This window comes from Aeromonas sobria (assembly GCF_000820145.1).
GTDB lineage: Bacteria > Pseudomonadota > Gammaproteobacteria > Enterobacterales > Aeromonadaceae > Aeromonas > Aeromonas sobria.
This window is the reverse complement of record NZ_CDBW01000036.1, coordinates 39,211-51,142: the sequence shown is the minus strand read 5'-3', so window position 1 is coordinate 51,142 and position 11,932 is coordinate 39,211. Positions and strand designations below refer to the sequence as shown.

Below are 11,932 nucleotides of genomic sequence, written 5' to 3'. Positions count from 1 at the left end.
AACCCTTCACCCAAACCCGGCTCAGGCCGGGTTTTTTGATCCCTCCTCGCCATTTATCTCGCAAAACCGCCGTTCTTTACGCCGATTTTACGCCTGCCACATGGCGCTTTATGGCGCCTTTACGCCTGTTTTACATACCCTTTCAACGTCAATTACACCAACGAGGTCGATAGGGATTTACATCGACTCTCGGCGCAAATTATCTCAATGGAGTCGATATGAATTGGCTATATCTGCTGCTCGTCCTCGCCTTAATGGTCTATCTGCTGCGCGCACTCACGCGCAGTCACGAGTGAGGAAACCGATATGTGGCAAGAAGTAATCTATCCGGTGGCTTTCGTGCTGCTGGTTCTGCTGCCGGCACCGCTGCTGGGCAACTACATCTACTGGGTATTTGAAGGCAAAACCCGCTGGCTGGCACCGGTCGAGCGCGCCACTCTGGCTTGCTGCGGCACCGATGGTCGGGAGCAGGACTGGAAGTCCTACACCCTCAGCCTGCTGGCCTTCAACGGCGCCGGTTTCGGCCTGCTGTTCCTGATCCTGATGGCGCAGGGGTTGCTGCCCCTCAACCCGCAACAACTGCCGGGTCTGAGCTGGCAACTCGCCTTCAACACCGCGGTCAGCTTTATGACCAACACTAACTGGCAAGCCTATTCCGGTGAGGCCAGCCTCTCCTACTTCAGCCAGATGGTGGGCCTGACCACCCAGAACTTCGTCTCCGCAGGGACGGGCGCCGCCGTTGCAGTCGCGCTGTTCCGCGGTATCGCCCGCCAGCAGACCATCAACCTTGGCAACTTCTGGCAGGATCTGGTGCGTTTCTGCCTCTACGTGCTGCTGCCAATCGCGCTGATCATGGCGCTGGTGCTGGTGTGGCAAGGGGTGCCGCAAAGCCTCTCCGCCTATCTGCCGTTCCACGGTTTGGAAGGTCAGGAGCAGCTGCTGCCGCTCGGCCCGGCGGCCTCGCAGATCGCCATCAAGCAGCTCGGCTCCAACGGCGGCGGCTTCTTCGGCATCAACTCGGCCCACCCGTTCGAGAACCCGACCGCCCTCTCCAACTGGCTGGAGATGGTCACTCTGCTCACCATCGCCGCCGCCATGGTCTTTACGCTGGGCCGCTACGTGAAAGACATGGCCCACAGCCGTGCCATTCTCGGCGCCATGACCCTCATGCTGGTGCTGGGGCTCTTAGTCTCCATCACTCAGGAGATGAAACTGGATCCGGCCCTCGCCCACCTCACCACTGACGCCAGCAATATGGCAGGCAACTGGGAAGGCAAGGAGAGCCGCTTCGGCCCTGTGCTCTCCAGCATCTGGGAAGTGGCGACCACCGCCGCCTCCAACGGTTCGGTCAACGCCATGCACGACAGCTTTGCCCCCCTCGCCGGTATGGTCGCCATGATCAACATGCTGCTGGGTGAAGTGGTGTTCGGCGGCGTGGGTGCCGGTATCTACGGCATGATGCTGTTCGTGCTGCTGACCGTGTTCCTGTGCGGCCTGATGGTGGGGCGTACCCCGACCTATCTGGGCAAACGCCTCGGCATCACCGAGATGAAGTGGGTGGTCGCCAGCATGCTGGTGATGCCGGTGGGTGTTTTGGTGATCGGAGGTATCACTCTGTTGATGCCAGATGCCAGCACCATCATCGGCCATGATGGCCCGCACGGCCTGTCACGCCTCATCTATGCCTACGCCTCGGCTGCCGGCAACAACGGCTCCGCCTTCGCCGGCTTTGCCGCCGGTGACAACTGGCAGTGCATCGCCATCGGTCTGGCCATGCTGCTCGGTCGCTTCGGCTACATCATTCCGGTACTGGCCATTGCCGGTCAGCTGGCCCGCGCGCCACGTCAGGAGACGAGCGAAGGGGACTTCCCCATCAGCGGCCCGCTGTTCATTACCCTGCTGATCATCACCGTCCTGCTGATAGGTGGTCTCTCCTTCCTGCCGGTGCTGGCACTGGGCCCAGTGGCCGAACATCTGAGCCTGATCGGAGGGGCGTTCTGATGAACCTGACCCTGTCGATCACCATCCGGATGCCAATGGCCAACTATCTGATGCTGGGAGCTTTCTAAATGAGCAAGTCCACTGCAATGAGTTCCGACACCATGCAGGTGAAGGGCAAGAAACAGAAATCACAGATCATCCAGGCCATGGTTGAGGCCCTCTATCGCTTCAATCCCAAGGCGCTGTTTGGCAGCCCCATACTGTTCACCCTCTGGCTGGCTGCCGTGATGGCCACCGTGGAGTCTCTGCTGGGGCAGCCGCTCTCCGGCGTCGCCCCCTCGCTGGCCTGGCAGCTGACTGCCTGGCTCTGGCTCACCCTCTGGTTTGCCAACTTCGCAGAAACGCTGGCCGAGGGGCGCGGCAAGGCGAGAGCTGACAGCCTGAAAGAGGGCATGAGCCAGCTCAAGGCCCGTCGGGTGACAGATACCAAAGATGGTCAGGGCGAGTGGGTAGCTGCCACCAGCCTGATGAAGGGTGATCTGGTGCTGGTACGCAGCGGCGAGATGATCCCGGCAGATGGTGAAGTGGTAGCAGGGATCGCCTCGGTCAACGAGGCCGCCATCACCGGTGAATCCGCTCCCGTCATTCGCGAGTCGGGTACCGACCGCAGCGGCGTGACCGGCAACACCACAGTGGTCTCCGACGAGATCTGGGTGCGCGTCAGCAACAATCCGGGCGAGAGCACGCTGGACCGGATGATCGCACTGGTGGAAGGGGCCAAACGTCAGAAGACCCCCAACGAGATGGCGCTCGACGCCCTGCTGGTGGGACTAACCCTGATCTTCCTGCTGGTAGTCGCGACCCTGCCCTGGTTCCTCGACTACAACGGCACCCAGGTGCCGCGCCTCTACCTGATCGCCCTCTTCATCACCCTGATCCCGACCACCATCGGCGGTCTGCTCTCCGCCATCGGCATTGCCGGTATGGATCGACTGGTGAAGCTGAACGTCATCGCCAAGTCTGGCCGTGCCGTAGAAGCGGCCGGTGACGTGCGCACCCTGCTGCTGGACAAGACCGGCACCATCACCTTCGGCAACCGGATGGCGGATGAGCTGATCCCGGCACCCGGCGTCGACCCCGCCCTGCTGGCACAAGCCGCCATGCTGGCCTCGCTGGGTGACAACACCCCAGAGGGCAAATCCATCCTGACTCTGGCCAGCAAGAGCATGGCCAAGCCGAGCCAGCTGGAGAGCGACAAGGTGATCCCCTTCAGCGCCGAAACCCGGCTGAGCGGACTGGATCGCAACGGTCATCAATATCGCAAGGGTGCGGTGGATGCGGTACTCAACTACCTCTCCCTCGACCGCAAGGCGGTGCCTGAGCTGGTGCTCAAGTCAGTCGACAGCATCGCCCGTCAGGGTGGGACTCCGCTGCTGGTCTGCACTCAGGAGAAACTGCTGGGGGTGGTCTACCTCAAGGACATCATCAAGCCCGGTATCAAGGCTCGCTTCCAGATCCTGCGCCATATGGGGATCCGTACCGTGATGATCACCGGTGACAACCCGAAAACCGCCGCCGCCATCGCCGCCGAAGCCGGGGTGGATGACTTCATCGCCGAAGCGACGCCGGAGAAGAAGCTCGCCTATATCCGGCAGGAGCAGGCCGATGGCCGTCTGGTCGCCATGTGCGGTGACGGCGCCAACGACGCGCCCGCGCTGGCGCAGGCTGACGTGGGGTTGGCCATGAACGAGGGTACCCAGGCCGCCAAGGAGGCGGGCAATCTGGTGGATCTCGACTCAAACCCCACCAAGCTGCTGGACGTGGTGCTGGTCGGCAAACAGCTGCTGGTGACCCGTGGCGCCCTGACCACCTTCTCCATCGCCAACGACGTGGCCAAGTACTTTGCCATCCTGCCAGCCCTGTTCATCGCCGCCTACCCGCAGCTGGGGGTACTGAACCTGATGCAGCTGGGCAGCCCGCAGAGCGCCATCCTGTCGGCCATCATCTTCAACGCCCTGATCATTGTGGCGCTGGTGCCGCTGGCACTGCGTGGTGTCGACCTGAAAGGCTCGGCCGCCAGTCTGCTGCGCCGCAACCTGTTGATCTACGGGGTCGGTGGTCTGCTGGTGCCTTTCATTGGCATCAAGCTGATCGATCTGGTCATTACCGGCCTGGGTCTGGTGTAACGACATAACCGGGATGCGGGGCAGACCCGCATCCCCAGCCATCCTTTTGGAGCAAGAGAATCATGATAGCAATCAGAACCCTGTTGACCCTGACCCTGCTGCTGGGCGTGGGTTATCCGCTGGCGGTCACCGGGCTGGCCCAACTGCTGTTCCCCTGGCAGGCCAACGGCAGCCAGCTGACCGACAGCAAGCAGCAACTGATCGGTAGCGCCCTGCTGGGGCAGAAATTCGAGCGGGCTGACTACTTCCATCCCCGCCCCTCCGCCAGCGACTTCAACACCATTGGCGGCAGCGCCAGCAATCTGGGGATGAGTTCACCACTGCGGGCCGAGTTTGCCGAACAGGCCGCCAAGGCACAGCCTGAAACCAGCTCCCCCGCCATGCTGACCCGCTCCGCCTCCGGCCTCGATCCCCACCTGCCGTTGGATGCGGTGCTGGCTCAGGTCGACCGCGTCGCCAAAGAACGTGGACTGGATCCCGCCCAACTGACGGAGCAGGTCAAGTCGGCCACACAAGCTGGTATCCTTGGCCCGCAGGTGGTCAACATTCTCCAGCTGAATCTGCAACTGGATCATAAAAAGGGCGCCTGATGGCGCCCATTACGGTTTGGTGATGACCTCGATTTTCGAAACGGGCGGTTGGCTCGATAGGGATAACAATGGCTGATGTAGCAAGCGCCGACGCCCTGCTGGCGAGTCTGATGCAGGAGCATGGGGATGCGTGATGAGGTAAGGGCCGACGCCCTGCTGGCGAGCCTAGAACAGGAGCACAAGGGCAAGCTGAAGGTGTTTCTCGGTGCCGCTCCCGGCGTGGGCAAGACCTACGCCATGCTGCAGGCAGTGCGGGAGCAGGCCAAGGAGGGGGTCGACATCCTGATCGGCGTGGTGGAGACCCACGGCCGTCAGGAGACGCTGGCCCTGCTCGACAAGCTTGCCATCATGCCGCGCAAGATCCACATGCACCGTCAGCAGCGACTGGAGGAGATGGATCTCGACGGCCTGCTCGCCCGCAAACCGGCCATCGCCGTGGTGGACGAGCTGGCCCACAGCAACGCTCCCGGCAGCCGCCATGAGAAGCGCTGGCAGGATGTGGAGGAGCTGCTCAACGCCGGGATCGACGTCTACACCACCCTCAACGTGCAGCATCTGGAGAGTCTCAACGATCTGGTGTGGCAGCTGACCGGGGTCAGGGTGAAAGAGACTCTGCCAGATCAGGTGCTGCTGGAAGCCGACAGTCTGGTGCTGATCGACCTGCCCCCCAAGGAGCTGCTCGGCCGCCTCAAGGAGGGCAAGGTCTATGTGCCCCATCAGGCCAAGGCTGCGCTGCAATCCTTCTTCTCCCTCAACAACCTCACCGCATTGCGGGAGCTGGCGATGCAGACCGCCGCCAGCCATGTGGAGGGCGATCTGCAACTGCAGTGGCAGGCTGCAGGCAAGAGCACCTTGCCGCTGCGGGGCAAGCTGATGGTCTGCCTCGGCGATCAGCACGGCTCGGCGCTGGTGCGCTATGGCCACCGCTTTGCCCAGCGCCGCCAACTTCCCTGGCTGGTGGTGCATATCGACAGCAATGGCCGCCGCTCTGCCGATGTGGAGCAGGCGCTGGCGCTCGCCTCCCACCTCGGTGCCAAGGTGCTGACCCTCTCCAGCCCGGCGGTCGCCAACACCCTGCTGGAAACCGCCGAGCAGCAGCAGGTCTCCCAGCTGCTGCTCGGCAAACCCCACAAGGCGCCGTGGCGCCGCTCGCTGGTGCAACACCTGCTCAAGCAGGCACAAGGGCTCGAAATCACCCTGGTCGATACCGGGAAGCACCAGCCCGGAGTGGGGATGCGCTCCGCGACCCCGAAGGATATCCACCACAGCCTGCTGGCGGTGGCCATCATGGGGATCACCTCGGCTGCCGCCTGGGGGCTCTCCTACTGGCTGCCGCCCGCCGCCCTGCCGCTGCTGTTCGTGCTGGGGGTGCTGGCGACCGCCCTCACCACCAGTCTGGTGCCCGCAACGCTGGCGGCGGTGCTGGGCTTTATCGCCCACAATCTGCTGTTCACCGCCCCCTACTTCTCCCTGAGCGTCGCCAACCACAGCGACCTGCTCACCCTGTTCGTGCTGCTTATCGTCGGCATGACGGCGGGACGGCTCGCCTCCCGCCAGCGGCAGCAGCTGATCGGCCTGCGCGAGACCCAGCAGCTGGGCAATGCCCTGCTCTCCCTCAGTCAGGGACTGGCCACCGCCAGCAGTCCGGAGGAAGTTTTGAGACAAGGTGCCCAGGCCATTTCGCTGGCGCTCGGCCAGCCGACCGTGGTGATCGACAAGGAGTTCAACGACCGGCTCGGCAACGAGAAGCACAGACCGGGGCAGACCGACAAGGCGGCCATCGACTGGTGTCTGGCCCAGAAACAGAGCGCCGGGGCCCACACCGCGACCCTCAATGCCGCCGAGGCGCAGTATCACCACCTCAGCGACGATCTGGTGATCGGCATAGCGCTGACCAATCCGCTATCCTCCTCCGCCGAGCACCAGCTGCAGGCGCTGCTCACCGACATTCGCGCTGCACTGGCGCGGATCGACCTCAACGAGCGGCTGGCCGACAGCCAGTTGCAGGCGGAGACCGACCGGATGCGCGCCGCCCTGCTCTCCTCGGTCTCCCACGATTTGAAAACCCCGCTGGCGACCATCATGGGGGCTGGCAGTACCCTGCTGGAATATGGTGACCGGATCCCCGCCGAAGACCGCGACGAACTGCTCCACTCGGTACAGGAAGAGGCGCGCCGCCTGCACAGCTATGTGCAGAATCTGCTGGATATGACCCGCATCGGCTCCCCCGATTTCCAGCTGAAACGGGACTGGGTCGATCTGGCGGATCTGGTGGAGAGCGCCCGCAAGCGGCTCGACTCCTCCTGGCGCCAGCACAAGCTGCTGGTCCATTTCGATCAGCATGTGCCCCAGCTCTATGTCCATGGCGCCCTGATCGAGCAGGTGCTGGTCAATATCCTCGACAACGCCTCCCGCTACTCACCAGCTGGCACCCCCATCGAGTTCAAGGTGATGCTGGCCGAGCCCGACCTCATCATCGACATCATCGATATCGGGGTCGGTATCGCCGAGTCGGATCGGGAGAAGATCTTCAATCTCTTCTACACCCAGCCGGTGGGCGATTGCGGCAGCCGTGGCACCGGGCTTGGCCTCGCCATTTCCCGCGCTATGATAGAGGCCCATGGCGGCAAGATTTGGGCCTTCTCCGGCCCCAATGGCAACGGCACCTGCATGCGCATCTCCCTGCCGCTCGTCCTCAATTCACCGGAGGTCTGATGGTTGACCGCCAAATCGGGTCACTCAGCCCCTTCCACCATTCGCCTCTGGAGGTTCGATGGCGCACATTCTGGTCATAGATGATGAAGCGGCGATCCGTCGCTTTCTGCGGATCAGCCTGATTGCCGAGGGGCATCAGGTGAGTGAGGCGGTAGGGGTTAATGAAGGGCTGGAACAGTATCGCCACCTCAACCCCGATCTGGTGATCCTCGATCTCGGTCTGCCGGATGGCGATGGCATTCAGGTGTTGCAGGCCATTCGTGAGCATCACCCCAACCCTGTGCTGGTGCTGTCGGCCCGCGATTCGGAGCAGGAGAAAGTGCGGCTGCTGGATGCCGGAGCCAACGACTACATGAGCAAACCATTTGGCATCGGTGAGATGATGGCCCGCATCCGTGTGCTCTTGCGCCAGCGGGCCGGAGTCAGCAGCGGCGAGCGGCGCCACTTCCCCCAATGCGGCCTGACACTGGATATCAGCAGCCACAAGGTGACCATGAAGGAGGAGGAGATCCCTCTCTCCCGCAAGGAGTTCGCTCTGCTGCAAGCGCTGGTGTGCCACCCCGGCAAGCTGGTGATGCAGACCCAGCTGCTCAACGACATCTGGGGGCCGAGCCACAAGGAGGACACCCACTACCTGCGCATCGTCATCGCCAGCCTGCGCAAAAAGCTGGGGGATAACCCCCAGCAACCGACGCTGATCGAGACCGAATCCGGTATCGGCTACCGCTTTGTCGGCAACTGACGTTTCACGTGGAACGACGCCCGCAGCAAATCAGCGCCAACAGACCACAGCCACTCAGCAACAGGCCGAGATCCTGCAATCCGGCCGCCACCGCCAACCCCAGACTGAGCAGCAGGTAGTAGCCAAGCCCGAACAGGGCGCCAGCACTGCCCGCCACTTCGCGATAGGCCAACAGCGCCTGACTCAGCACATTGGGGATCGCCACCCCATAGGCCACCACGATTCCCATCATGGGCAGCAGGAACCAGAGGCTGGCCTGACTTGTCCAGACCAGCAGCCCGGCAATCAACGCCAGCACGCAAGCCAGCCTGACCAGAGATGACGGCAGCCACCCTCTTCCCAGCAGATGCTTGTTAAGCAGGCTGCCGAGCAGAGTCGCCAACGCCAGCAAGATCCCCGAATAACCAAACTCGCCGGTGCTCAATCCCAGCCCGGCAAAGAGGAAGGGGGCCAGACTGTAGTAGCCAAACAGCATGGTATTGAACAGGGCGACCAGCATGGCACTGCGCCAAAGCCCGCCGTCTTTTATCATCCGGCACGCCAGCGGCCAGAGTGCGACTCGCTGGGTGGTGGCCGGGCGGGTTTCCGGCAATTGCCAGCAGGTCACCAGCAGCAAGCCTACCGCCAATATCAGCAGACCGCTGAACACTCCGAGATAGCCAAACCCGCTCGCCAGCTGGCCACCACTGAGCAACCCCAGCACCGGGCTGAGTGAGAGTGCTATGCCCATCACCGAGAAGACCCGCGCCAGATCGCTACCCTGATAGCTATCGCGCAGCATGGTCTGGGTCACCACAGATCCAACCGCGGCACCAAAGGCCGAGATGACCCGAGCCAGCAGCAGGGTTTCAAACTGATTAGCCAGCAGTGCCAGCAAGGTGCCGACGCCATAGGTGAGCAGACCCGCCAGCATGGCGGGACGCCGCCCGATCAGATCGCAGAGCCGCCCCCAGCAGACCACCCCCACCGCAAACGCCAGAAAATAGACCGACAGGGTCTGGGATGCCTGCCCCTCGCTCACCCGAAACTGGCTGGCGATGTGGGTCAGCACCGGGCTGTAGATGGTCTCCACGATCTGGGGAAACATCATCAATCCCACCACCAGCCAGAGCGGTGGCAACTTGTTGTTCATGACAAACCTCCTTCACAAGAGGTCGCCATTCTAGAGAGATACCGATTGTCCGATTACAATAAGTAGGACTATAAACATCATAAATCGGACATATGGCCTTTATTCTTCCCGATCACCCTTTTGACCCCGACCAGCTGACGGGCAGCGTGATCGGCATTGCCTCCGCGCTCGGCTGGCACGACTCGGGTTTGCATCAGCATCAGCGCCATCAGCTGCTGTTCGCCCAATCCGGCTGCATGACCATGGAGCTGGAAGGTCGGGTCTGCCTGCTGCCGCCCACCCGCGCCGCCTGGCTGCCAGCGGGCACTGCCCATCGAGTATTGATGCGTGGTGTGGTGGCCTACCGCTCCCTCTACTTCCAGCCGCACCCCGAGTTGCCCGCCACGGTGGAGGTGCTGGCGGTCAATCCGCTGCTGCACGAACTGATCGAACGGATGGCACTCTGGCCGTGGGATAAACCGCAAGAGCAGCAGCAACGGACGGTGGCACTGTTTATGGAGGAGTTGGGGCAGGCACCGCGGGAGTCGTGGCAGTTGCCGCTACCGACCGATCCCAGACTGGGCGACTGGCTACAGCAGTTGAAACGGGGGGATGCCCTGCCCGATCGGCTCAACCGGCTGGCCGAACGGGTGGGTGCCAGTGACAAGACCATTGGCCGCATCTTCATTCGGGAGACCGGCATGAGCTATCAGGCGTGGCGTCAGCAGTGGCGGCTATTGCGGGCCATGGAGCTGCTGGCAGAAAGCGAGTCTATCAGCAGGATTGCCGCAGCGCTGGAGTTCTCCAGCGACAGCGCCTTTATCAGCTTCTTCAAACAACATACGGGACAGACCCCTCTGCGCTACCTCAGCTCTCGGGGTGAGTCGCCACAGCCTGGCTCGCCTCCACCACCAGGGTATCCAGCGCCAGCGGCTTGAGATTGTGCAGCGCATCCTGCACCACGGCATGGGATGCCTGTTGCAACTCGCTCTGCACATCCTGCTCCAGCTGGGCACTCTCCAGCTCGGGCCGCGGGTTTTCGTTGGCCATCACGTTCAGGCTCAGGGCACTCACAATCAGGGTGGCGATCTGGATTTTCATCTGGTTTGCTCCGGTATGGTTGAGATGACCAGATAGCTATTCCAATTGTTATGCCACTCTTCACAAATCACATAACATGATGATTTTGTTTAAATTCACCATCTTGCGATACCAAATTGAGTTGCAAAATGCATCCTGCTCGGTCATTTTTAAACCAACAGTTGGTGCTTTTAACCACGCTTAATTTTTGCACCATGTTCCACGTGGAACGTCCCGTTATTTTGATCGACACCCGCTTTTAAACTGAGCTATGGTGCTACATCTTCGTAACTGACTCTGGATCTGTCACCGAATGGAATTTTCCTTGTTCGGCGAGAAGTTCACTCGCCACGCCGGTATTACCCAACTCATGGATGACCTCAATCAGGGGCTGACCAATCCGGACGCCATCATGCTGGGTGGCGGCAATCCTGCCCCCATCCCCGCCATGCTGGAACGCTTTCAGGCGGAAGCCAAGAGCCTGCTCGACAACGGCGAGCTGGTCAAAGCGATGGCCAACTACGACGGCCCCCAGGGCAAAGACAGGTTCACCAAGGCGCTGGCCGCCCTGCTCAGCAAGGAGCTGGGATGGGATATCACGTCCCGCAATATCGCCCTGACCAACGGCAGCCAGAATGCCTTTTTCTATCTGTTCAACCTGCTGGCCGGCGAATTTGCCGATGGCCGCAAGAAGAAGGTGCTGTTCCCGCTCGCTCCCGAATACATCGGCTATGCCGACTCGGCGCTGGCGGACGACTACTTCGTGGCCTACAAGCCCACCATCGAGAAACTGCCCGATGGCCAGTTCAAATACCACGTGGATTTCGAGAGCCTGCAGGTGGGTGACGACATCGGGGTGATCTGTGTCTCTCGCCCGACCAACCCCACCGGTAATGTGCTGACCGACGAAGAGATCGAACACCTCGATCAGATCGCCCGCGACAAGGGCATTCCGCTGCTGATCGACAACGCCTACGGCGTCCCCTTCCCGGGCATCATCTTCAGCGAAGCCAAACCGTTCTGGAACGCCAACACTATCCTCTGCATGAGCCTCTCCAAACTGGGATTGCCGGGCACCCGCTGCGGCATCGTCCTCGCCGACGAGAAGATCATTCAGGCCATCACCAACCTGAGCGGCATCATCAATCTGGCGCCGGGCAGTCTGGGGCCCGCCATCACCATCCCGATGATCGAGAGCGGCGATATCATCACTCTCAGCGAACAGGTGGTGAAACCCTTCTATCAGCAAAAAGCCGAGCTGGCGGTACAACTGCTGCGCCAAGCGATCCCCGACCCGCGCTTCCATATCCACAAGCCGGAAGGCGCCCTCTTCCTCTGGCTCTGGTTTGAAGGCTTGCCGATCCACTGTCAGGAACTCTATGAGCGACTGAAGGCGAAGAACCTGCTGATCGTGCCGGGTCACTACTTCTTCCCCGGTATCGATGACCCCGAGTGGCGTCACAGCCAGGAGTGCATCCGCCTCAACTACTCCCAGAGCGAGGAGCTGGTGCGCCGCGGTATCGCCATTCTGGCGGACGAGATCAACACCCTCTACGCTGGTTAATCC

At 61.8% G+C, this 11,932-nt stretch carries 9 protein-coding genes; 7 read left to right on the top strand and 2 right to left on the bottom strand.

The window, feature by feature from the left end; genetic code table 11:
* Positions 1-306: 306 nt before the first annotated feature.
* From kdpA to BN1135_RS16475, 5 genes are all read left to right on the top strand, one after another.
* Complete coding sequence (gene kdpA / locus BN1135_RS16495; protein WP_042022980.1) at positions 307-2,001, top strand: potassium-transporting ATPase subunit KdpA; 1,695 nt, start codon at positions 307-309, stop codon at positions 1,999-2,001.
* A gap of 68 nt (positions 2,002-2,069) precedes the next feature.
* Positions 2,070-4,127: a potassium-transporting ATPase subunit KdpB gene (kdpB, locus tag BN1135_RS16490; RefSeq protein ID WP_052443855.1), complete on the top strand. Its 2,058-nt coding sequence runs from the start codon at positions 2,070-2,072 to the stop codon at positions 4,125-4,127.
* A 62-nt stretch (positions 4,128-4,189) separates the two neighbouring features.
* Positions 4,190-4,717: a potassium-transporting ATPase subunit C gene (locus BN1135_RS16485; RefSeq protein ID WP_042022978.1), complete on the top strand. Its 528-nt coding sequence runs from the start codon at positions 4,190-4,192 to the stop codon at positions 4,715-4,717.
* A 126-nt stretch (positions 4,718-4,843) separates the two neighbouring features.
* Positions 4,844-7,432 (top strand): sensor histidine kinase, encoded by a 2,589-nt coding sequence (locus BN1135_RS16480; RefSeq protein ID WP_042022977.1) that lies wholly within the window; start codon positions 4,844-4,846, stop codon positions 7,430-7,432.
* Between the two features lie 58 nt (positions 7,433-7,490).
* The gene (locus BN1135_RS16475; RefSeq protein WP_042022976.1) at positions 7,491-8,174 is read left to right on the top strand and encodes a response regulator; all 684 of its coding nucleotides are present in this window, start codon (positions 7,491-7,493) and stop codon (positions 8,172-8,174) included.
* A gap of 4 nt (positions 8,175-8,178) precedes the next feature.
* Here BN1135_RS16475 and BN1135_RS16470 read toward each other — a convergent pair whose 3' ends face one another.
* On the bottom strand, positions 8,179-9,306 hold the full coding sequence (locus BN1135_RS16470; RefSeq protein WP_042022975.1) for a multidrug effflux MFS transporter: 1,128 nt from the start codon (positions 9,304-9,306) through the stop codon (positions 8,179-8,181).
* 92 nt (positions 9,307-9,398) lie between these two features.
* On the opposite strand from BN1135_RS16470, the gene BN1135_RS16465 reads away from it, so the two are divergent.
* On the top strand, positions 9,399-10,223 hold the full coding sequence (locus tag BN1135_RS16465; RefSeq protein ID WP_042022974.1) for an AraC family transcriptional regulator: 825 nt from the start codon (positions 9,399-9,401) through the stop codon (positions 10,221-10,223).
* Here BN1135_RS16465 and BN1135_RS16460 read toward each other — a convergent pair.
* Positions 10,153-10,386, bottom strand: a complete 234-nt coding sequence (locus tag BN1135_RS16460; protein WP_042022973.1) for a hypothetical protein — start codon at positions 10,384-10,386, stop codon at positions 10,153-10,155. The genes BN1135_RS16465 and BN1135_RS16460 overlap by 71 nt on opposite strands.
* 292 nt (positions 10,387-10,678) lie before the next feature.
* On the opposite strand from BN1135_RS16460, the gene BN1135_RS16455 reads away from it, so the two are divergent.
* Entirely contained in the window at positions 10,679-11,929 is a 1,251-nt protein-coding gene (locus BN1135_RS16455; RefSeq protein WP_042022972.1) for a valine--pyruvate transaminase, read from the top strand.
* Positions 11,930-11,932: the final 3 nt, after the last annotated feature.